Below are 24,668 nucleotides of genomic sequence, written 5' to 3'. Positions count from 1 at the left end.
TAAATGTTACCGCAAGGATTAATTGTTTCATGTCAAGCATTACCAGAAGAGCCATTACATTCTTCATTTATTATGAGTAAAATGGCATTAGCCGCATATCAAGGTGGTGCTAAAGGAATTAGAGCAAATACGAAAGAAGACATTATTGCAATAAAACAAGAAGTCGACTTACCAGTCATCGGTATTGTAAAAAGAGATTACGAAGGTTCCAACGTATTTATCACAGCTACTACGAAAGAAGTCGATGAGTTGATTGAAAGTGGATGTGAGGTAATTGCTCTAGATGCGACTAAACAAGAAAGACCAAAAGAATCACTTGAAGAAATTGTTCAGTATATTAGAGATAACGCACCAAATGTAGAAATTATGGCTGATATATCAGATTTAGACGAAGCAATCAATGCTGATAAGCTTGGGTTTGACTATGTTGGTACAACATTAAGAGGTTATACATCATATACTAAAGGTCATGTATTATACGAAAATGACTTTCAATTTTTAAAAGATGTATTAAATAAAGTCGAAGCTAAAGTGATAGCAGAAGGAAACGTTGTAACACCTGAAATGTTGAAGCGTGTAACGGATTTAGGTGTTCATTGCACAGTTGTTGGAGGCGCAATTACAAGACCTTTAGAAATTACAAAACGATTTATTAAAGAAATAGAGGGATAATTATGAAATTTATAAATTTAGGTACTGAAAAAGAAGCTTGTCATTATGTTGCAAATGAGTTATTAAAGCAAATCATAACTGACAATAAGAGTGTGTTAGGTTTAGCTACTGGTGGTACAATGGTCGGCGTATATGAACAATTAGTTAATTTAATTAAAATAAATAAATTGGATTTAAGTAATATTACAACCTTTAATTTAGATGAGTATATAGGAATCGACTCTGATCATCCAGAAAGTTATTACACATATATGCACGATATATTATTTAACCATTTATCTAGTTGGAATGAAGAAAAAATACATTTACCACATGGATCAGCAAATGATTTAAATAGCGAAGTAGAACGCTATGAGAATCTAATAGATAAAGAAGGTCCAATGGACATACAAATATTAGGAATTGGTGAAAATGGTCATATCGGTTTTAATGAGCCAGGAACATCATTTGATAGTTTAACAAGTGTAGTTGATTTAACAGAATCAACAATAGAAGCTAACAGTAGATATTTTGAAACGAAAGAAGAAGTACCTAAACAAGCAATTTCAATGGGTATTCAATCTATTTTAAAAGCTAAACGCATCATATTATTAGCTTTTGGACCAAAAAAAGCAGAAGCGATTCAAAAGTTGTTGTCAGGTGAAATTACGACTGATCTTCCAGCTTCAGCATTGTACAATCACCCGAATGTAGAAATTATTGTAGATAATAGTGCTTATAGTAATAAAGAATCTTAAAGTACATATGTAAATATTAACTTGATAGATGATATCGTTTAAAGTACAATTACTACTACAAAGAATGAGCCTTAAGAAACGGCGGGTGAAAGTAGTGGAAAGAAAGCGTATTTCATTTAATGATGAAGCGGTTTTAGATTATTGTAATATCATGGGATATCAGTATTATGAAGAAGTGCCAGTTCAATATTTACTAAGTGTTCTTCGTGAATTTGATAGTTTTAAGCCTTATATGGGCAGTAACGTAAAACTAAAACAAATCAAAACCGAATTTGAACAAACTGAACGTATTATGACTTTAGAAAATTATGAAGCTGAAATCGTGTGTCTTAATGAAAGTAAATTAGATAATATGACGCTTTATGAATATGAAATGAAACTATTTAAAAAACAAAAAGTGATTGCCAAAATAAAAGCAGAATTTGGCATTGGACAATAATGAAAAGGCTACACGTAAAAAGCCTACAAAGTGAGATACTCTGTAGACTTTTTAAACGTGTAGTTTTTATTTATACTTCTTCAGTATAAACTTCGATTTTTTCAATACGGTTTGCTGCACCATGATCAACTGGACCGACGAATTCATTCATTCTCCAGCCATTTTTTATTGCAGATGCAACAAATGCTTTAGCGTGTTTTACAGCATCTTCTGGAGACTCACCGTTAGCTAAATTAGCAGTAGTTGCAGCAGCAAATGTACAGCCGGCACCATGATTATAACTAGATTGGAATTTATCAGTAGAAAGTAATACATGTTTTTTACCATCATAGAATAAGTCAAAGGCTTTATCTGATTCTAGCGCTTTACCACCTTTAATGATGACATATTGTGAACCAAGCTCATGTATTTTTTCAGCAGCTTTTTTCATATCTTCGATAGATGTTAATTTACCTAAACCAGAAAGTTGTCCCGCTTCAAATAAATTTGGTGTCACAATTGTTGCTTTAGGTAATAATTCTTTAATCATTGCTTCAGTATTTCCCGGGTTAAGTACTTCATCTTCGCCTTTACAAACCATAACTGGGTCAACAACAAAGATTTCAGAACCTGACTCGTCATATGCTTGGCGAGCACGTTTAATAACTTCTTCAGAACCTAACATACCAGTTTTAATTGCATCTGGACCGATAGAAATAGCTGTATTTAACTGCTTATCCAGTAAATCAAGAGGTAATGGCGTCACATCATGTGCCCAAGTTTTTGGGTCCATTGTAACAACAGCTGCTAATGCAACCATTCCATAAGTATTGTGTTCTTGAAATGTTTTTAAATCAGCTTGCATTCCAGCACCAGCACTTGTATCTGATCCTGCTATAGTTAAGACTTTTTTTAATGCCATCGGTAATTCCTCCCAATATATTCATATAAGATATCATATCATGTTTTTTAATTGTAAAAAATAGTTATGACCATTTCATGAAGGCTATGTTATCATTTTTAAAGAGGTGAAAAAAATGGATTGGCAAGAAATCTTTCACAATATAAAAGAGCAACATGATTTTTCAGAAATGGAAGCTTTTTTAGAAGAAGCTTATCAAAATACAACGGTGTATCCAGCTAGAGAAAATGTTTATCAAGCATTTGATTTAACACCGTTAGACAATGTTAAAGTCGTCATTTTAGGTCAAGATCCGTATCATGGGCCAAATCAAGCACACGGTTTAGCTTTTTCAGTACAACCTGATGCTAAGTTTCCACCTTCCTTAAGAAACATCTACAAGGAATTGGAGTCGGATATTGGTTGTAAGCGTACTAGTCCACATTTACAAGATTGGGCAAAAGAAGGTGTGTTATTATTGAACACAGTATTAACTGTGGAAGCACATAAAGCACATTCTCATAAAAATATCGGCTGGGAAATTTTCACGAATGAAATCATTAAAAGTATTTCACGTGAACTTGAAGATGTCGTCTTTATTTTATGGGGTAAACCAGCACAAGAGAAAATTAAACTCATTGATACAGAAAGACATCATATTATTAAATCGGTTCATCCAAGCCCATTGTCAGCTCATAGAGGATTCTTTGGATCAAAACCATTTAGTGAAACAAATCAGTTTTTAAAATCAAAAGGTAAAGAACCGATCAATTGGTGTGGAGGTGAGGTAAATGATTAGCAGAGATCAATTAATATCAGCGATTGAAGATGAATTGGTACATGCAGATAACGCGACAAATAATGAAACATTTAATAAACATATGCATGCAATTCACACTTTAAGTGGATTAATTGATGCAGAAGAGGGAGATAACCAAGGTATAGAAGTGAAACAACCTTATATGAAAACTTCTTCAACGCCAATTAAAAAGGAAAATCCTCAAATATCTAATGAAGAAATTAGAAAAATGGGTGGAAAAGTACCTGATAAATCAACGGTAAAACAAAATGAAAATACTTTAACGACTGATGATGGTATAGGAAATGGAGATTCAATTTTTGATTTTTAATAAAAGAAAGGAAGTAAGAAAATGAAATTATTTATCATTATTGGGGCAATAAATGCAATGATTGCTGTTGCAGCAGGTGCTTTTGGAGCTCACGGTTTAGAAAACAAATTATCAGCTAAATATTTAGATATTTGGGAAAAAGCAACAACTTATCAAATGTATCACGCACTAGGCTTAATACTTATTGGTATTGTTTCTGGCACAACAACTGCAAATTTAAATATTGCAGGTTGGTTGATGACATTCGGAATTGTATTCTTTAGTGGTTCTTTATATATATTAGCTTTAACACAAATTAAAGTATTAGGTGCTATTACGCCGATAGGTGGCGTGTTATTCATAGTTAGTTGGTTGTTACTTGTAATCGCGGTTTGGAAGTTATAAGGTATAAAAGTTAGTCGCGTTTCACGAAAAATAAAAATAAGGGTGGAACATTAATGGCAAGACGAAAGAAAGATTTATCAAGAGGGAATTTAGAACAGAACTTATCTGAGAAATTTGTTTGGGCCATAGCTTATGGCTCAAGCATAGGTTGGGGCGCATTTATACTTCCAGGAGATTGGATAGGCCAAGCAGGTCCAATAGGTGCTTCAATAGGTATCTTTATAGGTGCATTATTAATGATTGTTATAGCTATAAGTTATGGCGCATTAGTAGAGAAGTTCCCTGTATCAGGTGGAGCTTTTGCATTTGGTTACTTAGGATTCGGGAAATATGTGTCCTTCTTTTCATCATGGTTTTTAACCTTTGGGTACATATGTATTGTTGCTTTAAACGCGTCAGCATTCAGTTTGTTATTTAAATTTGTAATGCCTGGGTTTTTAGAACAAGGTAAGCTATACACTATCGCAGGATGGGACGTTTATATCACTGAAATTATATTATCTTCATTAATTTTATTAATATTTGCTTGGATAAGTATTAAAGGTTCAAGTTTTTCAGGAAATTTACAGTATATATTCTGTGTTATATTAGCAGTTGTTGTCGTTCTACTATTTGCAGGTTCATTTTTCACACAAGACTTTTCATTTTCAAATTTACAACCTGCAATAAGTGAGAAAGAAGGTTGGCTAGGCTCGATACTATTGATATTAGCTGTAGCACCTTGGGCTTACGTAGGCTTTGACAACATTCCACAAACAGCCGAAGAATTTAACTTTGCACCAAGTAAGACGTTCAAACTCATCGTATTTAGTTTATTAGCATCAGCAATAACTTATGTAATGATGATACTTCTAACAAGTTGGTTATTCAAAGATCCTTCTTCAATTGGAGGGAATTTATGGGTAACAGGTTCAGTTGTAAAAGAAGGGTTCTCATTTGTAGGTTTAGCAGTGTTAATCGTTGCTATTATGATGGGGATATTCACTGGATTAAATGGCTTTTTTATGAGCTCTAGTAGATTGTTATTCTCAATGGGTAGAGCAGCAGTTATGCCAAGCGTGTTCAAAAAATTACATCCTAAATACAATACGCCATATATTAGTATTATATTTATACTCGTTTTAGCATTAGTAGCGCCTTGGTTAGGTAGAACAGCATTAACATGGATTGTAGACATGTCTTCAACGGGTGTTTCAATCGCATACTTTATCACATGTTTATCAGCATTTAAGTTGTTCTCATATGATAAGAGAAGTATGATGTATCATCCGAAATATAAAACATTTGCTTTAATAGGTGCGATTATTGCGTTAATATTCTTAGGACTATTACTGATTCCAGGATCACCAGCGAGTCTTTCATTACCTTCATATATTGCACTATTTGTTTGGTTAATCTTAGGCTTAGTATTCTTTATGGTTAGATATCCTTCACTTAAGAAAATGACAAATGATGAATTAAATTATCTAGTATTAGATAAATCAAAAGAAGAAATGATTGAGCTTGAAGCAAAAACAGAAGTGAAAAATTAAATAATTCGTGATCGAAAAAAAGCTCCTAATCCGTTAGAAACTTAACGGATTAGGAGCTTTTTATTTAATAAATTTAGTTATCTATATTATGAGCGACGTTGTTTATTTTTATTTAAATACATATAAACTGGTACACCAATAGCTAAAATGATTAATGAATATAATGAACCCATAAAATCAGATATTAAAGTGTTAATGATAATGAATGCGCCACCGAAAAGAGCTAGTAAAGGTACAAATGGATATAGCGGTACCGAATAATCTCTTTTAGTTCCTTTATTTTGTTTTCTAAGTATAAATAGTCCTACAAATGCCATCATATAGAATAAATATATGATGAAAATCGTAACTTCAGATAAATAATCAGCGTTAACTGTGTTCGGGAATAAAATCGTTAATATAATTAATATTACAGATATTCCAAATACAGTCATTAAAGCGCCTAATGGTGATTTTAACTTAGGACTAATATAACCGACATATTTATGTAATGGTAATAACCCATCTTCAGCCATCGCAAATGGTATGCGTGGGAATGTAATGATTTTTCCGTTTAAACAACCGAAAATTGAAATAATGACACCAATATTCACGATTTTTGAACCGATATCTCCGAATAGTGCTTTTGCTGCTTCAGCACTTGCAGTATTACCTAAGCCAACTAGTTTTTCAGCTGGGATAACGTGAAATACTGAAATGTTAATTAATACGTATGCCAAGGTTACGACAGATAAACCAATTAACATAGCTAGAGGTAGGTTTTTCTGAGGTTTTTTCATTTCCCCGGTCATGTTCGTTAACATAATCCAGCCATCATATGCGAATAATGTAGCGAGTACAGCCCTACCAAAATTGATTTCGCCGTCTGTTTTGATAAGAGATGTAACATCTTTACCGAATATACCTTCGTCTCCCCATAAAAGACCAAATACAATAATAGCAATTACAGGAATTAATTTTGCAATTGTCGTGATATTTTGCATAAGTCCGCCAAATTTAGTACCTAATATATTTACAAGTGTTAAAAATATTAGTGCTATAAATCCAATCCAAACACTTAAATCGTTACTAATATTAAAAAAGTTTGTAACTAAAATACCAAAAAATAGCACGAGCGAAACAATAATTGCAGGACCATAAATGATCGTTTGAACCCATCCTGTTAAAAAGCCCCAAAATGGACCATAAATGTCACGTATGTATGCGTATAAACCGCCTGTTTTTGGAATTTGAGCACCTACTTCAGCAATTGTAAGTCCTGCTGCTAATGTAAGCACGCCTCCTACTACCCAAGCCAAAATGGCAAGATTACTTGTACCTGCATGTGTTAATACAACAGCAGGTTTTACAAATACGCCTGACCCGATAATTGTACCGATTACAATAGTAATTGCGGTCATTAGACCAATAGATTTTTGTAGTGATTGTTCTTGATTATTTTTCATAAATACTCCTTGAAAATAGATTTTGTAAGTAATATTTATCTATTACTTAATATACACGATAAACGAGGAATGTGAATGGATTTTTTAAACCATTAATGAATTTTTAGAGAAAATAGCTAAGTAATGAAACAATATAAACAGTGAACTTTTAAAAAGATTGCTGATAGCTAATTATATTGATAAAGATACTTATCCAATAACTACAGTAACAAAAATGTAAGTAATTGTTAATATCAGTATGATAAGGGCTACGAGAAGCATTAAATATAATAATAAAGAATAAACAATAATGCATATAAACGAATATGCAACTAATGACGAAATGAGTTATATTACACTATTAAATATTTGCTAGATTTATTTAAATAAAGTATGTATAATGTTCAACGTGGCTTTGTAAGCACTTACTTAAAAATAAAAATAAATGACATTTAGCATGAAAACAATCAGGATTGTCGTTTGAGGAGGAATGTAAAATGTTAGAGCTCGATGCTATTACAACGTTGGCGCTAGCATGTGTCTTGCTTTTATTAGGGCAGGCAATTGTAAATAATGTTTCTATATTAATGAAATTATGTATACCTGCTCCAGTAATAGGTGGGTTAATTTTTGCAATTTTAGTAGCAATTTTACAATCAACAAACGTGGTTACAATAAAATTAGAATCTGAATTTATTCAAGATTTCTTTATGTTAGCATTCTTTACTACAATAGGTTTAGGAGCATCTTTAAAATTATTACGACTCGGCGGTAAAGTATTAATAGTATACTTTATTTTCTGTGGTATTTTGGCTACATGTCAAAACATTATTGGTGTTTCACTTTCAAAGGTGTTAAATATACCTCCGTTACTAGGTTTAACAGCAGGTTCTATGTCAATGGAAGGTGGACATGGGAACGCTGCAGCATATGGTAAAACTTTAGAAACTTTAGGCGTAGATTCAGCTGTTACTGCTGCGCTTGCTGCCGCTACGTTAGGATTAGTTGCAGGCGGATTAATAGGTGGTCCAGTTGTTAGATTCTTAATTAAAAAATTCGATTTAAAACCAGAGCAAGCAGAAGCTTCAGCTCTAGATTATAGTGATGTTGATTATAATAAAGAATTACATAGTAGAATGAATCCAACTACAGTATTTATCGTTCAATTTACAATTATCACTGTTAGTATGGCGATTGGTACATATTTAGCTGATACATTTACAGACTACACGGGTATTAATGTTCCTATTTATGTGGGCGCTATGTTTATAGCTGTTATTATCAGAAATATTTCGGACTATGGAAAATTAAACATTGTAGATATGAAAATTACAAACCGAGTTAGTGATGTATCATTGAGCTTGTTCTTATCAATTGCTTTAATGAGTATTAACTTAACAGAAATATATAATTTAGCGTTACCATTAACAATTATAGTATTAGTACAAATAGTATTTATTGTACTGTTCTCAGTATTTGTAGTGTTCCGCGCATTAGGGAAAAACTACGATGCAGCTGTTATGATCGGTGGATTTATTGGTCACGGGTTAGGCGCAACACCAAACGCAATGGCAAACTTAGACGTTATTACAAAGAAATTTGGTGCCTCTCCAAAAGCTTATCTAGTTGTACCAGTCGTAGGTGCATTCTTAATAGACTTACTTGGCGTACCAATCGTAACGTTCTTTATTAATGTATTCAGTTAATAATAGTACATCGAAATAATTCTCCTAATCCACTCGATTAGGAGAATTTATTTATATATGGGCTTTATAAAATAATGTTTAAAATGCGGTTCGATAAATAAAAAATATCGAACCGCAAACATGAAATACGGTCCGATAAAATAAAATATCGAACCGCAAATTAAAATGAGGCTGAAACACCAATAGATGTTTCAGCCTCTATATTTATCTTGAAATCTTAGTTTAGTTTAAAGAAGTCATTTAATTCGTCAATATTTAAAATGTTACCTACGTAGAATGCTCCGAAGTCACCATATCTTGCTGATACTTCATCGAAACGCATTTCATAGATTAATTTTTTGAATTGTAGCATATCGTCGCTGAATAAAGTTACGCCCCACTCGTAGTCGTCCAATCCTACTGAACCGGTAATGAATTGTTTAACTTTACCAGCGTAACTGCGTCCGATTAAACCGTGTGAACGCATTAAGCTACGTCTATGTTCCATATCTAACATGTACCAGTTATCTTCACCGTCACGTCTTTTATCCATTGGATAGAAACAAACATATTCTGAACGTGGTACTTCAGGATATAATCTAGCTTTTACATATGGGTTTTCATATGGATCTTCATCTGAATCACCAGCTAGATAGTTAGATAATTCCACTATTGAAACATAAGAATATGTTGGAATTAAGAAATCACTAATATCTAATTTGTTTAATTCATTTTCTAAAGCATTTAATTGCTTAACATCAGGACGTAAGAACCATAACATTAAGTCTGCTTTTTGACCTGTTATGTTATAAAAAGCATGAGAGCCTTCTTTATTATTATGAACAGTTTCTAATCCTTCAAGGAATTTTTTAAACTCTTCAACTATCGTATTTCTATCATCTTCTGGCACAGTTTTTAGGCTTGTCCAATCTATTGCATAGAATAAATGTAAGCTGTACCAACCATCTAATGTTTTTGCTGCTTCGTTCATTATGATTTCGCTCCTTTTAGATTAATTCTTTTCTCTATCTAAGTTTATCATACTAGAAAAGAAATAGAGGACTCAACTTTTACAGTGTTGTGAAGAAAAGTACTTCGGACATGACGCACTGACTTATATTTAATTGTATTTTTAATGTTGTTGATTATCTTTTTTGTTTGGTGGATAATAATTAAATAAATATTATAAAAATATTTTAAATTAGATGCCTGAAAATTTTATTATATAGGAGTGTAAAAAGTGTATAAATTAGAGAATGTATCGAAAAAGTATAGAGGGAAGTTTGCTGTTGAAAATCTTTCCTTTTCAGTAGCATCTGGTTCTATTACTGGTATTGTTGGTAAAAGTGGTTCTGGCAAAACAACGTTATTAAAGTTACTTAATTTTATAGAAAAGCCAACTGAAGGTAAAATTATTTTTGATGAACAAGAAATTAATAAGTTATCAAAAAAAGTGATTAGAAAGTATAAGGAAAGAATAGGTATGGTCTTTCAACATTATAATTTATTGAATAACTTAAATGTGTATCAAAATATAGCTTTGCCTTTGAAAATCATAAATGCAGAGAATGAGGATAGAGTGAAAGAACTTATTCAATTTGTTGGATTAGAAGATAAAATGAACGATTATCCTTCTAAATTATCAGGAGGCGAGAAACAACGTGTAGCATTAGCGAGATCTTTAGTTAGAAACCCAGATATATTGCTATGTGATGAAGCGACTAGCAGTTTAGATGAGAATAATACTGAAGAAATCATAAAAATGCTTAAGAAAATTAACAAAGAATATAGTATTACCATTATTTTTGTTACACATGAATTGAGTGTTGTTAAACAATTGTGTGAAGAAGTGTTTGTGATGGAGGACGGACAGTTGCTAGATATTATTGAAAATAAAAACAAAAGCATAGAAAAAAATACAGGTACTTATTTAGAAAATGTTAAACGGAGTATTGAAGGATGACTTTCTTTGAAAAAATAAATTATTACTTACCAGAATTACTTCAATCTTTGCAGGAAACTTGTATCATGCTAGGATTTTCCATGATTATTACTTTACTAATTGGTTTACCTTTAGGTATAGCTTTGTTTTTATCCAATCCAGGTATTAAAGAATTAAATAGAAATTATTATTGGTCTTTTAATTTTTTAATTACTTTTATTCGTTCATTTCCATATTTATTATTTGTCATCAGTTTAATTCCCTTAACTCGTTTAATTTTAGGGAGCGCTTTTGGTCCATACCCATCGATAATACCTTTAAGTATTGTAGGTATTGCTATTTTTTCAAGACTAGTAGAACAAGTTTTATTAGATATACCGATAGAAATAAAAGTTTTAGCTGAGTCGCTAGGTGCAACAAAATTAAAATATATATGGAATTTTCTTTTAGTTGAATCACGTAGCGGTATTATATTAGCTTATACGACAACGATAGTAAGCATGGTCTCATATTCAACAGTGATGGGCATTGTTGGTGGTGGAGGTATTGGAGATTTTGCTATTCGCTATGGTTATCAAAGTTATGAAACGGAAATAATGTATTTCGCAATTATCATCATTATTATTGCTGTATTTATCATTCAAATGTTAGGAAATAATATCTCTAGAAAATTAGATAAAAGAAAGTAGTGTAGACATGAAAAAAGTTTGGTTTATTTTTATATTGTTGTTTAGTGTCATTATCTCCGGTTGTGGAGCAAAAAAAGATAACGAAGATAAAGTGATTAAAGTTGCTTCACAAGCACCACCTATGACAGATGTTGTAAAAGTTGCAGCAAAAGAAGCGAAAAAAGAGGGTTGGGAAATCAAGCTTGTACAAGTAAATGATAACGTTGCTTATAATGATATGGTAAGTAGTAAAGAAGCAGACGCGAGCTTTGCACAGCATAAACCCTTTATGGAAAAATATAATAAAGAAAGAAAAGCGAATTTAGTTGATCTACAGCCTATATATGACGCAAAAGTAGGTTTTTATTCTAAAAAATATAAAGAAGTGAAAGATATCCCTAATGGAACGAAAGTCGCTATACCTAACGATATTTCAAATGAAGGTCGAGCTTTAGCGATATTAGAAGAACAAGGATTAATTAAATTAAAAGACGGAGTGGGCGTTAACGGTACAACTAAAGATGTTGTAGAGAATCCAAAAGATTTCCAATGGTTAAAAGTAGATTTATTAAATTTATCAGAAGCTTATAGCGAGTCAAAAGTATCTTTAGTTTATAATTATCCTACATATATTTCGAAAATCGGTTTAAAACCTTCTGATGCTTTATTTTTAGAAAAAAATATTGATTCTCGATTTTCTATTCAATTAGTAGCGCGTGAAGATAATAAAGATTCCGAAAAAATTAAAGAATTAAAGAAAGTTATGAAAAGTAAAGCAGTTAGTAAATATTTAAAAGAAGAACATAAAGATACATTGATTCCATCATTTTAAGATTCTCGATATATCCTATAGCCTACGATACATTTACAGTTCGAAAACGTGAAAATTTATGAAAAAATGTTATAATAATTAGTGGAAAAATAATAGTGAGAATATATAGGAGGCAATTATGTCTAAATTACTTAATGTCTTAAGCGACAAATTATCAGGTAAGAATGTACGTATCGTTTTACCAGAGGGTGACGATGCTCGTGTTTTAACAGCAGCAGTTAAATTACAAACTACAGATTTGGTTTCTCCAATCGTACTTGGTAATGAAGATAAAATTAAAGAAACAGCTGACGGTGCTAATTTATCAATAGAAGGTTTAACAATTATCAACCCAGAAACAAGCGAATTAAAAGCTGATTTAGTTGAGAAATTCGTTGAACGTCGTAAAGGTAAAGCGACTCAAGAACAAGCTGAAGAATTATTAAATAATGTAAACTACTTCGGTACAATGTTAGTTTATACAGATCAAGCTGATGGTTTAGTAAGTGGTGCTGCGCATTCTACTGCAGATACTGTGCGTCCAGCATTACAAATTATTAAAACTAAACCAGGTGTTACAAAAACATCAGGTGTATTCTTCATGACAAAAGGTGAAGAACAATATGTATTCGGTGATTGTGCCATTAACCCTGAATTAAACGCACAAGATTTAGCTGAAATCGCAATCGAAAGTGCTAAAACTGCTCAAGCATTCGGTATGTCTCCGAAAGTAGCGATGTTAAGTTTCTCTACTAAGGGTTCAGCAAAATCTCCAGATACTGAGAAAGTATCAGAAGCTGTACAAATAGCTCAAAAGAATTTACAAGAAACAGACTTAAAAGATGTTGTATTAGACGGAGAATTCCAATTTGATGCAGCAATCGTTCCAGAAGTGGCAGCTAAAAAAGCGCCAAATTCTGATATACAAGGTGATGCAAATGTATTTATTTTCCCAAGCTTAGAAGCGGGTAACATTGGATACAAAATTGCACAACGTTTAGGTGGATACGATGCAGTTGGTCCTGTATTACAAGGCCTAAACGCACCAGTTAACGATTTATCACGTGGTTGTTCAGCAGAAGACGTATACAGTCTTTCAATCATTACAGCTGCTCAATCTCTATAATCATGGAAAACTTGCAAGATTATTTTACACAAGAATGGCGATACATTGACCACACTTCAGGACTGCAACCTATGCAGTCCTTTAGTTTCGATGATACATTTTGTGAACAAGTAGGTAACGACAATAGTCCAAGTGTTGTGCGCACATGGATACACAATCATGTTGTTATTTTAGGCATACATGATTCTAGACTTCCATATTTAAAAGACGGAATAGCATTCTTGAATGACGTTAAAGGATATAGCGCGATTGTAAGAAATTCGGGTGGTCTAGGAGTTGTGTTGGATAAAGGTGTTCTGAATATATCTTTAATATTTAAAGGTAGACATGATGTATCAATTGATACAGGCTATGAAGTGATGTTACGTCTTATACGTGAAATGTTCAAAGATGAAACAGATAAAATTGTAAATAAAGAAATCGCAGCATCATATTGCCCAGGAAGTTATGACTTAAGTATTGATAACAAAAAATTTGCAGGCATATCACAAAGAAGAGTACGCGGTGGCATAGCAGTGCAAATATATTTGTGTGTTGAAGGATCAGGTTCAGAAAGAGCTGAAATGATGAAGGAATTCTACCAACATGCTCTGAAAAATGAAAAAACAAAATTTATTTATCCTACAATTATTCCTGATTGCATGGCTTCTATAAATGAACTATTGAATACAGAATACACGACAAATGATATATTATTTAAATTATTAGGAAGCCTTAAAACATTAGGTGCAACTTTAAATATGGACCCAGTTACCACAGAAGAATGGGCGTTATACGATAAATATTTCGAACGCATGATAGAGCGTAATAATAAAATGATACGCAATATGCAAAAATAATAAAATGACATTCTCAAAAATCTGTGAAGGTGGTATAATAATTTATTGCTAAAACAGAAAATATGAAAGGTGGGGAAACAAGTGCGAAATAAATTTCAATTATGCGATGACTGCCAAGCTGTCAATCTTCCATCATTAATGAAGAAAATTAAAAAATTAGATCCAGATGCGGAAATTGAAGTAGCATGTCAATCATATTGTGGTCCAGGTCGCAGAAAGACATTCGCATTCGTTAATAACCGCCCGTGTGCCGCTTTAACAGAAGATGAACTAATGGAAAAAATCCATAAACAACTTCAGAAAAAACGTAATCCAGAAGAAGAAGAAAGATTACGACTTAGAAACGAAGAACGAAAACGTCGACAAAAAGAATTAGACGAAAAGCTTAATAAAAAATTGAAAAAGTAAAAAGAAAACCTACGAGCTAAAATTAGTTCGTAGGTTTTTAAATTTTAAATATTTTATTCGAATGTTATTAATATGTGTTAACATTCTTAACAAATAATACCTTTCCACAGGCTTTTCGGTTATAATTAAGTATTCTGAATATTATAGTTTTTTGTATATAAATGATATAATTATAAATAAAGATAGGATTTTAAAGTAATTTAATAATTGTCATTCGTTTAATATAGTAAAGGCCAGTGAATGGCGTGGATGGTAGATAGAGGAGAGGTATTTATGACAAAGGTAAGGAAAGCAACAGTAGGGGATTATTCTGGAATTAAAAATGTAGCGTCTAAAGCTTGGTATGACACATATACGAATATTTATACAGCAAGTACTGTAACAGCGTTTTTAAACGCTTCTTATTCTAAAGAGATGATAGAAAAGCGCATTAATGATTCTGATTTCTATGTTGCTGAAGAGGATGGAAAGATTATTGGCTTTGCTAATTTCATTAAAGGTACTGAGCTATATTTATCATCCCACTACGTATTGCCAGAAGCTCAGCGAGATGGTTATGGTAAAGCCTTGTTGTATAAAGGTTTGAATAGTTATAAAGGTGAATATCATGAAGTATATTTAGAAGTAGATGGCAAAAATGATATCGGCATTGCTTTCTATAAGAAAGAAGGATTCGAAGTAGTGCGTGAATATGAAGAGTTACTTTTCGGAGAAACGATGCATACAACGCTCATGAAAAAAACTTTCTAGGAGGTAGAGGATAATGGAACAATCACTTAATAAATGGGTAGCACAATTTTATGAAGCATATGAGAATAAGACGATTATTCCTAATGGTGTTTTACCTTCGAATATCACAGAGAACGCTGCTTATGATGTTCAAGAAGGTGTTCTTCAGCGTAAAGAAGAAACTGAGTTGCATAAAGGATATAAAATTAGTTTAACAAGCCAAGAAACACGAGATATATTTTCTTCTACAACCCCTTTATATGGTGCGATGGGAGATACAACGATTTTCGGTAAACGTGTTCAGTTAAACGACTTAAATGAACCACTTATTGAAATGGAACTTGTATTTCTCGTTCAAGAAGAGTTAAACGAACAAGACAGTCTAGAAGATATTATGAATAAGTGCTTAATCGCACCAGGCATAGAGATACCAGATTCAAGATTTAGTAATTGGTTCCCTAACTTGAGTGTCACTGAAATTATAGCCGACAGTGCAGTGAGTGGTGGTGTTGTATATGGTGAGCCTAAACAATTATCATATGAAGATATTAATAATATTAAAGGGACTTTATATTTAGATGGTAAAGAAATTGCTTCTGGTAATAGTACAGAAGTTGAAGGCCATCCAGCAAAAGCAGTAAAATGGCTGATTTCTGAAATTAAAAAATATAACCGTTCATTGAAACCAGGTATGTTTGTTTCTAGCGGCACATTTATACTGCCTAAACCTTTAACTCAAGGGGTTTATAAAGCAGAATATGAAAATGTTGGTAACATTGAGTTTACAGTTGAGTAATAATTTCGAAAGGAGGAAACTAAGTGACTTATGAAGATTATGGGACGAAAAAATTAACAGAAGAAAAAGTTTTTAAAGATCCTGTGCATCGTTATATACATGTGAGCGATCAATTAATTTGGGATTTAATTAAAACTAAAGAATTTCAACGCTTAAGAAGAATCAAACAACTTGGAACATTATATTTATCTTTCCATACAGCTGAACATAGTCGCTTTGGTCACTCCTTAGGTGTTTATGAAATCGTAAGAAGAATGATAGATGAAGTATTTGTTGGAAGAGCGCAGTGGGACAATAAAGATAGACCACTTGCTTTGTGTGCTGCTTTACTACATGACTTAGGACATGGTCCTTTTTCTCATTGTTTTGAGAAAATATTTTTAACAGATCATGAACAATTTACGCAAGATATTATTAAAGGTGATACTGAAGTAAATGAAGTGCTGAGCAGAGTATCTCCAGATTTTCCAACTGAAGTTGCGGATGTAATTAATAAGACCCATAAAAATAAACTTGTTATTTCTATGATTTCTTCACAAATAGATGCCGATAGAATGGATTATTTACAACGAGACGCTTATTTCACGGGTGTGAGCTACGGTCAATTTGATATGGAACGCGTATTACGTTTGATGCGCCCTTCTAAAGATGAAGTGCTGATTAAAGAAAGCGGTATGCATGCAGTTGAAAATTTCTTAATGAGCCGATATCAAATGTATTGGCAAATTTATTTTCATCCAGTTAGCCGTGGTGGAGAAGTATTATTAAATAGATGTTTTAAACGTGCTAAAGTGCTTTATGATAATGGATACTCATTTAAAGAAGCACCGAAATATTTAATACCGTTTTTCGAAGGTGATGTAACAATTAAAGATTATATTCGTTTAGATGAATCAGTTGTTATGTACTATTTAGAAGAATGGACTGAAGAAGACGATGATATATTAAGTGATTTAAGTAAACGATTCGTCAATCGTGACTTATTTAAATATTTACCTTTCGATGGATCTATTATTACAATAGGTGAATTAACTGAGTTATTCGAAAAAGGTGGCATCGATCCGGAATATTACTTTGTTTGTGATTCATTTTCCGATTTGCCATACGACTATGATCGTCCTGGTTCAAATCGCCAACCAATACATTTATTACAAAAGACAGGTCATATTAAAGAGATAAGCAGTCAGTCAGTAATTATTCATAGTATTACTGGAATTAAACGTCTAGATTATAAATTATATTACCCGAAAGAACTCATTTTAGAAATGGAAGATGAAGATATTAAGGGAGATATCATCAATTTATTAAACGAATTGGTATAATTTACAAACTTGAATATTAATCTTAAACACTAGTATGATATACACAAGAATTAAATGAGGTGAAATAATGGCTGAAAAGAAAGGCTTTCAATTTAACATTATTAAAAATGACCCACTAGATGGACATAAAGGTACGAATATAGGATCAATCAGCTTAGATAACGTAGCCCCTGTATTTGTTGATGTAACTGAACAAACAGCTTTTATAGATGTAGGTGCAATGCATGCAAGAGCTGAAGTTGAAAAGCGAGTTAAGTGGGTTAAAGATACGGAAGAAGTCAAAGGCGAGGACGCGAGAGAATATTGGCTTTGTTGGGTTACGACTGAACGTGGAGAACAAGGTCCATATTATGCAGGTTTAACGGGATGTTACTTATTAGTAAATAAACCGAAGAAACGTGGATTTAAGAGTATGCCTGAACATGTTAATATGATGGATAAATCCATGAAACACCAAATTAAAATTGACCAAATTGGTGATGAAAATCGTAAAGTACTCAAAAAATTCCTTCAAGAACATAACATGGAAATGTGGAATAATAGTAGCGATGAATTAAAGGCATCATTAGAGACAAAGTAATTGTGACTATTTTGTGACTTAATTGTGAATTATAGCAATAAAAGTAAATTGCTATTGTCTTTTCTGAATTTCATCAGTAAAATAGTTGATAGCTACTATAGCTAGGACACTAAAGAAAGCAGGCGCTTTTAGCCCTGCTTTTTTTAATTTTATTTGTCATATATGCTATAATTATAACGGTTCTAAAACGGTGAGGTGAGATATGATGAAAGAAAATATCAGCGTTAATGTCAGACAAGTAGTTAAACAAAATGGCGATAAATCAACATTTCAAACTAATACTACAGGTACATATCACAAAAGGAATAGTGATATTATTAGGTATGAAGAAACAATAGATGACCAAGTTGTTAAGAACATGCTTAAAATAGACAAAACTGGCGTTAAAATTCACCGTACGGGTACAGTTAATACAACTTTTCATTTTGTAGAAGGTAAGGATACGGTTAGCTATTATGAAACTGAAGCGGGTCGTATGACTTTGAACGTCAAAACATTGTCAATCAAACACTTTATAGATGAAGAAAAAGGTAAATTAAAAATACACTATCAATTAAGTGATCCATCAGGCTTACTCGGAACATATCAATTTCAAATAAATTACAAGGAGATAAATGTATGAATATAATTGATCAAGTTAAAGAAACATTAATAGAAGAAATTAAAGCGAGTATATTAAAAGCTCAACTTGTAGACGAAGTACCCGAGATTAAAATTGAAACACCTAAAGATTCAACAAACGGAGATTATTCAACAAACATTGCAATGGTATTAACAAAAATAGCGCGTAAAAATCCACGTGAAATTGCTAAACAAATTGTAGAAAATTTAGATACTACAAAAGCAAATGTAAAAAAAGTAGATATCGCTGGGCCTGGATTTATTAATTTTTACTTAGATCAACAATATTTAACAACTGTTATTGAAACAGCTTTAAATAAAGGAGAAACTTTTGGTCAAGCGGATGAATCTAAGAACGAAAGTATTATAGTAGAATATGTATCTGCAAATCCAACTGGTGATTTACACATCGGTCATGCTCGTAATGCTGCAGTTGGCGATACGCTATCTAATATTTTAAGTGCAGCAGGCTATGATGTAACTAGAGAATACTATATAAATGATGCAGGTAAACAAATTGAAAACTTAGCACATTCTATAGAAGCACGTTACGATCAAGCAATGGGTGTCGACACTGAATTACCCGAAGATGGTTATTATGGCAAAGATATCATCTCAATAGGGAAAGATTTAGCTGAGAAACATCCAGAAATTAAAGATCAACCAGAGGAAGAAAGAATTAAGACTTTCCGTAAACTTGGTTTAGATTATGAAATGGCTAAATTAAAAAATGATTTAAATGATTTTAATATACATTTTGATAGTTGGTTTAGTGAAACATCTTTATATGAAGCAAATGAAATTACAGCTGTACTTGATAAAATGACTGAACTTGGTTATACATTTGAGAAAGACGGCGCAACATGGTTAAGAACTACTGAATTTGGTGACGATAAAGATCGTGTACTTGTTAAACAAGACGGTACGTACACTTACTTCTTACCAGATATCGCATATCATTATGATAAAGTAGAACGTAAATTTGATAAATTAATCAATTTATTCGGTGCTGATCATCACGGTTATATAAACCGTCTTAAAGCATCTTTAGAAACATTTGGCGTTGACTCAAACCGTCTTGAAATCCAAATTATGCAAATGGTAAGATTATTACAAGATGGTGTAGAAGTTAAAATGAGTAAACGTACGGGTAATGCTATTACTTTACGAGATATTATGGATGAAGTTGGCGTTGATGCAGCGCGTTATTTCTTAACTATGCGTAGTCCTGATACTCATTTCGATTTTGATATGGAACTTGCGAAGAAAGAATCTCAAGATAATCCAGTTTATTATGCACAATATGCTCATGCGAGAATATCATCTATTATTCGCCAAGCAGAAGAAAAAGGAATTAAGCTAGATAAAGATGTTGATTTATCTTTAGTTACGCATGATAAAGCTTTTGAATTATTGAAGAAAATTGCTGAATTTGAACCAACGATTGTATCAGCTGCAGAATCACGTAGTCCACATCGTATGACGAATTATATTCAAGATTTAGCTGCACAATTCCATAAATTCTATAACGCTGAAAAAGTATTAACAGATGATATAGAAAAGACAAAAGCACATTTAGCTTTAATCGAAGCAGCACGTATTACTTTACGTAACGCTTTAAAACTAATTGGTGTTTCTGCCCCAGAATCAATGTAATTTAATATATTGTTTTAATTGAGGTGCAGCTCAAGCTTATTTGAGTTGCGCCTTTTTGTGTATCATTTTTTAAGTAAAGATAGGAGAGAGATAAAATGAAATTATTTAGAGTTGTGTATTTATTATTTGCAGCAATAATTGTACTTTCAGGCTGTCAAAGTAATACAGATAATGAAAAAAATGAAGCAAAACAAGAATCAAAGGAGAAAGTAGAATACAAACGAATTATTTCATTAATTCCAAGTAATACAGAAATATTATATGAACTGGGTCTTGGTGATAAAGTTGTAGGGGTTTCTATAGTGGATGATTATCCTAAAGATGTGAAAGATAAAAAACAATTTGATGCATTTAAATTAGATACAGAAGCATTAATGAAAGCTAAACCAGATTTAATATTGGCACATGAATCTAATAAATCTACACAAGAAAAAGATTTGAAAAAATTAACTGATGCTGGCGTTAAAGTCGTATACATAGATGATGCTAATTCCATCAATGAAATGTACCAAACATTTAAACAAGTTGGTAAAGTTACAGGTAAAGAAAAAGAAGCTAATAAGCTTGTAGATAAAGTGAAAAACGATATCGAAAAGGTGAAAAAAGATATACCTGAAGATAAACAAGGAAAAAAAGTATTTATGGAAATTTCATCACAACCAGATATTTATACATCAGGTAAAAACACATTTTATGATGATATGTTAACTTCAATTAAAGCTAAAAATGTATTTCATGATGAAGAAGGCTGGATTAAAACAGATAAAGAAAGTATTTTGAAACGCAATCCAGACGTTATGATAACAACTAGCGGGCAAAGCGAAGAAGAATATAAAAAATTGAATAACAATAGAGACGGGTTTGATCAAGTAAATGCAGTTAAAAACGACAGCGTATACGCATTAAACGCAGATAAAATATCAAGACCAGGTCCAAGACTAGCTGAAGGATTAGAAGAGCTTGCAGACAAAATATACGACTAATCAATCTAGTCATTTTAAGTATATTTTGATTTGGTTTCTCGTTCTATTGTTATCTGTTGCAGTGTCTTTGTTTATAGGTTCTACAGGTATAACATGGAAATTTGATAATCAACTAGAATGGACGATTTTTTATAAATTAAGAGTTCCGAGAACATTACTGGCTTTAATTGCTGGTATGGGACTAGTAATGAGTGGTCATATTTATCAAACAATATTAAATAACCCATTAGCAGATAGTTTTACATTAGGTCTTGCTAGTGGCGCAACATTTGGAAGTGCACTTGCAGTATTTCTTGGTGTATCCATTTGGTTTGTGCCGTTGTTTTCAATATTTTTTAGCATGTTAACGTTAATAATCATCGTATTAGTTACGGAAACAATGGTAAAAACTTTTCATGTAGCTACGATGATTTTATCGGGTATATTTATTGGCGCATTTTTTAGTGCAGCATTATATATACTACTATTAATAAAGCCAGACAAAGTTAATAACATGGTTTCATATATGTTTGGAAGTGTTGCTTCAGCTGAGAGAATAACCGTCGAAATAACTGGAGTCGTAACTATTATATGTATTGTCTTATTATTAGGTATGAGCCATGTAATCAAGCTTATACAACTAGGTGAAGATAAAGTTATTACGCTTGGTGTTAATGTTAGATTTATATCATGGTTCTGCTTATTAATAGCTGCAGTTATGACGGCCGTTATAATAAGTTTCACAGGCATTATTGGCTTTATAGGTATGATTGTACCCCAAGTAGTAAGGAGAGTATATAGAGTGCCTATGTTCATTAAAATGATACTTAATATTTTAATAGGTGGATCGTTGTTATTAATAGCAGATACCATAGGCCGTGTCATTATAAGTCCGATACAAATTCCAGTAGGTATTGTATTGTCAATTATCGCTATACCCGTTATGATGTATCTAATGATAACGGAACAACGCAAAAAAGAAAAAGGCAACCTTTAATGTTGTAATATTTCATATAGTAAACACCAATTTGTTAGTAGTTTATCTAACAAATTGGTGTTTTTAGCTATAAAATTGTTGTTGCTTTCTGAATAGAATAGTTTAAAATATTTCTATGAAAGGGATGATGACATGGATTCATGTGACATTCAAGCAATTATCTTTGATTTAGAAGATACGCTTGTAGATCGTGAAAAGTCACGATTAAAATTTTTGGAAGAACAATTTGAAAGATTTCATGAATTGATGGTTACAGTCCAAAGACGTGATTTTGAAAAGGTATATTTAACGTTAAATCCCTACGGTTTAGAGGATATAGAATGGGTTTATCAAGAACTCGTTAAGAGATTAAACATTGAAAAAATTACTTGGAAGATGTTTTATAATGACTATAAAATGCATTATTATAGATACCACTTTCCGTTTTACGATACATTGTTTACTTTAGATAAATTGGAAAGTATGGGATATAAACTAGGTGTTATTGCAAATGGTGAAAGCGAGAAAGTTACACATGTAATCAACGCTATTGGTATAGACCCATACATCGACTATATTTCAATTTCAGAAGATGTAGGTGCGATGAAACCCGATCCTATTATTTTCGAAGATAATATGAAGCATTTAGGTGTTAAGCCAGAACAAGTATTATATGTTGGTGATTGTCCAATCAATGATATTGCTCCCGCTTATGCGATGGGGATGAAAAATGCTTGGGTTGCTAATTCGGTATTAGGAACACCTGAAGAAAATGAATTAGATTATACAATTGAAAATTTAAGTGATTTAATAGAGATATGTAAACAAATTCAAAGAGGTGAATAATCATGAATTTATTCTTAACTAAAGAGAATGTAGCAATACATTATGAAACAAAAGGAAAAGGTTTCCCGATAATCTTATTGCACGGTGTTTTTCAAGATATGGAAGTATTTGCACCTCTTATCAAAAATTTGAGTAAACAGTATCAAGTGATATCTATAGATATGAGAGGGCATGGTTTAAGCGATGCACCATTTGATAGTAGAGTTGATGATTACGTTTCAGATATCCAGCAATTACTAAATGGATTATTTATTAATCGAGCTTTTGTTATTGGTTTAGAACTAGGTTCAACTGTAGCACTAGGGCTTGCTTATAAAAGTCCAAATTTAGTAGAAGGTTTAATATTGATTAATCCTACAGATAATCATAAAACTTTCCCGGAAAACCGTATTTACGATAGACATGCAGATGAAATAAGAACAATGAATGATGAAGAAAAAGAAAAATATTTAATGAAATTTAGATACAAAAACATTAAAAAAGCTAAAAAGTTTGTAAAATCGCATATACCTTCTCATGCATTACAAACAATGGAAGAAGAAATCACAATAAAACGTTCATTCAAAGATTTTGATATTCTTGCTTTATTACATGAAATTAAAGTGAAAACACTTGTCATTTCAGGAAAGTATGATGGAAAAATCCTATATAGTGAAGGTCAAAAAATAAGCGAACTGCTACCAAATAGTGAATTTGTATTATTTGAGCAGTCTGGAGAACTACCATTTGTTGAAGAAAAAGAGAAATTTATTAGTGAAATGAATGAATTTTTAAGTGGAATTCCTCAAAATTAATCGTTTTGTTACATGATTGTAATAAAAGTAGTCAAATTGTAATGACTATGTTATAATAATCGCAGGTTGGATGCATAATCAAAAAGACAGATAAATGGAGGAGAACCTCATATGAAAAAATGTCTCTTAACTATTGCGATGTTACTTATGGTTTTACCATTTTCACCGTTTACTGAGGCACAAGCAGCAAATGATACCCACTTAGATATAAATGAGAAGAATATAGAATCATATAAAGAGGGTACTCAAGCCATTGAGAATATTAAAATTGGAGATAAAGTTTCAAAAATTAAAAACAAGTATCCTAATTTAATGTACTCATACTCTGATGACAGTAATGAAAAAGAAAACTATTATGAATTTGACACAAAAAATGGTCATATGATTATTACAGGAACAGGCAAAGGTCAGAATGAATCAGTTAAACGTATTACAATGATTTATGATCAACAGACTAATGTAGATTTAAATCAGTTAGTAGACCTTTTAGGTGAAGATACTACTAAACGTGTACAAAATAATAAATATACTGGCGGTTATGCTTACGTGAATAATGATAAAGCGCATTTCCAACTATCGAAAGCTACACCAGACAGTAAAGATTATAAAGTGTATCGTATTGATTTAGGCCAATATTAAATAGCTTGATAGCTCAATAGCTTAAACGAATCTCCCATTATTGTAATATACATATTGCATAATGGGGGAT

28 protein-coding genes are annotated in these 24,668 nt (G+C 32.0%); 25 read left to right on the top strand and 3 right to left on the bottom strand.

All coding sequences use genetic code 11. The features are described 5' to 3' along the window. The first annotated feature begins 3 nt into the window (after window positions 1-3). The 3 genes from LQ682_RS06960 to LQ682_RS06950 all read left to right on the top strand — a co-directional run bounded on the left by LQ682_RS06960 (window position 4) and on the right by LQ682_RS06950 (window position 1,848). Window positions 4-672 carry an N-acetylmannosamine-6-phosphate 2-epimerase gene (locus tag LQ682_RS06960; protein ID WP_064211522.1) on the top strand — a complete coding sequence of 223 codons (669 nt, stop codon included), beginning with the start codon at window positions 4-6 and terminating at the stop codon, window positions 670-672. A gap of 2 nt (window positions 673-674) precedes the next feature. Then, window positions 675-1,409, top strand: a complete 735-nt coding sequence (gene nagB, locus LQ682_RS06955; protein ID WP_016999445.1) for a glucosamine-6-phosphate deaminase — start codon at window positions 675-677, stop codon at window positions 1,407-1,409. A gap of 94 nt (window positions 1,410-1,503) precedes the next feature. Beyond that, on the top strand, window positions 1,504-1,848 hold the full coding sequence (locus LQ682_RS06950; RefSeq protein ID WP_016999446.1) for a hypothetical protein: 345 nt from the start codon (window positions 1,504-1,506) through the stop codon (window positions 1,846-1,848). Between the two features lie 70 nt (window positions 1,849-1,918). Here LQ682_RS06950 and thiD read toward each other — a convergent pair whose 3' ends face one another. Further along, window positions 1,919-2,749, bottom strand: a complete 831-nt coding sequence (gene thiD / locus LQ682_RS06945) for a bifunctional hydroxymethylpyrimidine kinase/phosphomethylpyrimidine kinase (RefSeq protein ID WP_064204233.1) — start codon at window positions 2,747-2,749, stop codon at window positions 1,919-1,921. A 106-nt stretch (window positions 2,750-2,855) separates the two neighbouring features. Between thiD and LQ682_RS06940 the strand changes: the two genes are divergently transcribed. From LQ682_RS06940 to LQ682_RS06925, 4 genes are read left to right on the top strand one after another with little or no spacing between them, the layout of a single operon-like run. Continuing rightward, window positions 2,856-3,527, top strand: coding sequence for a uracil-DNA glycosylase (locus tag LQ682_RS06940; RefSeq protein WP_257504544.1), 672 nt, complete (start codon window positions 2,856-2,858; stop codon window positions 3,525-3,527). Further along, window positions 3,520-3,858, top strand: coding sequence for a DUF5327 family protein (locus tag LQ682_RS06935; protein WP_103268675.1), 339 nt, complete (start codon window positions 3,520-3,522; stop codon window positions 3,856-3,858). Before LQ682_RS06940 ends, LQ682_RS06935 begins: the two co-directional genes overlap by 8 nt. 21 nt (window positions 3,859-3,879) lie before the next feature. After that, window positions 3,880-4,242 (top strand): DUF423 domain-containing protein, encoded by a 363-nt coding sequence (locus LQ682_RS06930; RefSeq protein ID WP_016999450.1) that lies wholly within the window; start codon window positions 3,880-3,882, stop codon window positions 4,240-4,242. A gap of 53 nt (window positions 4,243-4,295) precedes the next feature. Beyond that, window positions 4,296-5,774 (top strand): APC family permease, encoded by a 1,479-nt coding sequence (locus LQ682_RS06925; protein ID WP_064211521.1) that lies wholly within the window; start codon window positions 4,296-4,298, stop codon window positions 5,772-5,774. Window positions 5,775-5,860: 86 nt separating this feature from the next. On the opposite strand, the gene LQ682_RS06920 is transcribed toward LQ682_RS06925, so the two are convergent. After that, on the bottom strand, window positions 5,861-7,219 hold the full coding sequence (locus LQ682_RS06920) for an APC family permease (RefSeq protein WP_064204230.1): 1,359 nt from the start codon (window positions 7,217-7,219) through the stop codon (window positions 5,861-5,863). A gap of 476 nt (window positions 7,220-7,695) precedes the next feature. Here LQ682_RS06920 and gltS point away from each other — a divergent pair, with 476 nt between their 5' ends. Next, window positions 7,696-8,904, top strand: coding sequence for a sodium/glutamate symporter (gene gltS, locus LQ682_RS06915; protein ID WP_016999453.1), 1,209 nt, complete (start codon window positions 7,696-7,698; stop codon window positions 8,902-8,904). Between the two features lie 217 nt (window positions 8,905-9,121). Here the strand turns inward: gltS and hemQ are convergent, their stop codons facing one another. Beyond that, window positions 9,122-9,874 (bottom strand): hydrogen peroxide-dependent heme synthase, encoded by a 753-nt coding sequence (gene hemQ, locus LQ682_RS06910; RefSeq protein WP_016999454.1) that lies wholly within the window; start codon window positions 9,872-9,874, stop codon window positions 9,122-9,124. 249 nt (window positions 9,875-10,123) lie between these two features. On the opposite strand from hemQ, the gene LQ682_RS06905 reads away from it, so the two are divergent. The 17 genes from LQ682_RS06905 (at window position 10,124) to LQ682_RS06825 (ending at window position 24,598) form a co-directional block, all read left to right on the top strand. After that, on the top strand, window positions 10,124-10,846 hold the full coding sequence (locus tag LQ682_RS06905) for a methionine ABC transporter ATP-binding protein (RefSeq protein WP_064211519.1): 723 nt from the start codon (window positions 10,124-10,126) through the stop codon (window positions 10,844-10,846). Then, window positions 10,843-11,514 (top strand): metal ABC transporter permease EmtB, encoded by a 672-nt coding sequence (gene emtB / locus LQ682_RS06900; RefSeq protein WP_064204227.1) that lies wholly within the window; start codon window positions 10,843-10,845, stop codon window positions 11,512-11,514. The genes LQ682_RS06905 and emtB overlap by 4 nt, the downstream gene beginning before the upstream one ends. 7 nt (window positions 11,515-11,521) lie before the next feature. Then, entirely contained in the window at window positions 11,522-12,325 is an 804-nt protein-coding gene (locus LQ682_RS06895) for a MetQ/NlpA family ABC transporter substrate-binding protein (protein WP_016999457.1), read from the top strand. Between the two features lie 118 nt (window positions 12,326-12,443). Next, the gene (gene pta / locus LQ682_RS06890) at window positions 12,444-13,430 is read left to right on the top strand and encodes a phosphate acetyltransferase (RefSeq protein WP_103268677.1); all 987 of its coding nucleotides are present in this window, start codon (window positions 12,444-12,446) and stop codon (window positions 13,428-13,430) included. Window positions 13,431-13,432: 2 nt separating this feature from the next. After that, complete coding sequence (locus tag LQ682_RS06885; RefSeq protein ID WP_239705325.1) at window positions 13,433-14,269, top strand: lipoate--protein ligase family protein; 837 nt, start codon at window positions 13,433-13,435, stop codon at window positions 14,267-14,269. Between the two features lie 81 nt (window positions 14,270-14,350). Beyond that, complete coding sequence (locus LQ682_RS06880; protein WP_016999460.1) at window positions 14,351-14,677, top strand: YuzB family protein; 327 nt, start codon at window positions 14,351-14,353, stop codon at window positions 14,675-14,677. Between the two features lie 273 nt (window positions 14,678-14,950). Continuing rightward, the gene (locus LQ682_RS06875) at window positions 14,951-15,427 is read left to right on the top strand and encodes a GNAT family N-acetyltransferase (protein WP_016999461.1); all 477 of its coding nucleotides are present in this window, start codon (window positions 14,951-14,953) and stop codon (window positions 15,425-15,427) included. A gap of 13 nt (window positions 15,428-15,440) precedes the next feature. Continuing rightward, window positions 15,441-16,202 carry a 2-keto-4-pentenoate hydratase gene (locus LQ682_RS06870; protein WP_103268678.1) on the top strand — a complete coding sequence of 254 codons (762 nt, stop codon included), beginning with the start codon at window positions 15,441-15,443 and terminating at the stop codon, window positions 16,200-16,202. A gap of 23 nt (window positions 16,203-16,225) precedes the next feature. Continuing rightward, window positions 16,226-17,524, top strand: coding sequence for an HD domain-containing protein (locus LQ682_RS06865; protein ID WP_016999463.1), 1,299 nt, complete (start codon window positions 16,226-16,228; stop codon window positions 17,522-17,524). A gap of 67 nt (window positions 17,525-17,591) precedes the next feature. Beyond that, the gene (locus tag LQ682_RS06860) at window positions 17,592-18,104 is read left to right on the top strand and encodes a YwhD family protein (protein ID WP_103268679.1); all 513 of its coding nucleotides are present in this window, start codon (window positions 17,592-17,594) and stop codon (window positions 18,102-18,104) included. Between the two features lie 202 nt (window positions 18,105-18,306). Then, window positions 18,307-18,726: a YwiB family protein gene (locus LQ682_RS06855; protein ID WP_231055916.1), complete on the top strand. Its 420-nt coding sequence runs from the start codon at window positions 18,307-18,309 to the stop codon at window positions 18,724-18,726. After that, window positions 18,723-20,381 (top strand): arginine--tRNA ligase, encoded by a 1,659-nt coding sequence (gene argS, locus LQ682_RS06850; RefSeq protein WP_239705324.1) that lies wholly within the window; start codon window positions 18,723-18,725, stop codon window positions 20,379-20,381. Before LQ682_RS06855 ends, argS begins: the two co-directional genes overlap by 4 nt. A 95-nt stretch (window positions 20,382-20,476) precedes the next feature. After that, complete coding sequence (locus LQ682_RS06845) at window positions 20,477-21,364, top strand: ABC transporter substrate-binding protein (RefSeq protein ID WP_239705323.1); 888 nt, start codon at window positions 20,477-20,479, stop codon at window positions 21,362-21,364. Continuing rightward, window positions 21,342-22,340, top strand: coding sequence for a FecCD family ABC transporter permease (locus tag LQ682_RS06840; RefSeq protein WP_016999468.1), 999 nt, complete (start codon window positions 21,342-21,344; stop codon window positions 22,338-22,340). The genes LQ682_RS06845 and LQ682_RS06840 overlap by 23 nt, the downstream gene beginning before the upstream one ends. Before the next feature lie 132 nt (window positions 22,341-22,472). Beyond that, complete coding sequence (locus tag LQ682_RS06835) at window positions 22,473-23,165, top strand: HAD family hydrolase (RefSeq protein ID WP_016999469.1); 693 nt, start codon at window positions 22,473-22,475, stop codon at window positions 23,163-23,165. Window positions 23,166-23,167: 2 nt separating this feature from the next. Further along, window positions 23,168-23,959 (top strand): alpha/beta fold hydrolase, encoded by a 792-nt coding sequence (locus LQ682_RS06830; RefSeq protein ID WP_239705322.1) that lies wholly within the window; start codon window positions 23,168-23,170, stop codon window positions 23,957-23,959. A 111-nt stretch (window positions 23,960-24,070) separates the two neighbouring features. Beyond that, entirely contained in the window at window positions 24,071-24,598 is a 528-nt protein-coding gene (locus LQ682_RS06825) for an SA0570 family protein (RefSeq protein WP_103268684.1), read from the top strand. Window positions 24,599-24,668: the final 70 nt, after the last annotated feature.

This window comes from Mammaliicoccus sp. A-M4 (assembly GCF_022386955.1).
GTDB classification, from domain to species: Bacteria; Bacillota; Bacilli; order Staphylococcales; family Staphylococcaceae; genus Mammaliicoccus; species Mammaliicoccus lentus.
Note: the sequence above shows the minus strand (reverse complement) of the source record. Positions and strands in the feature narration are given on the sequence as shown.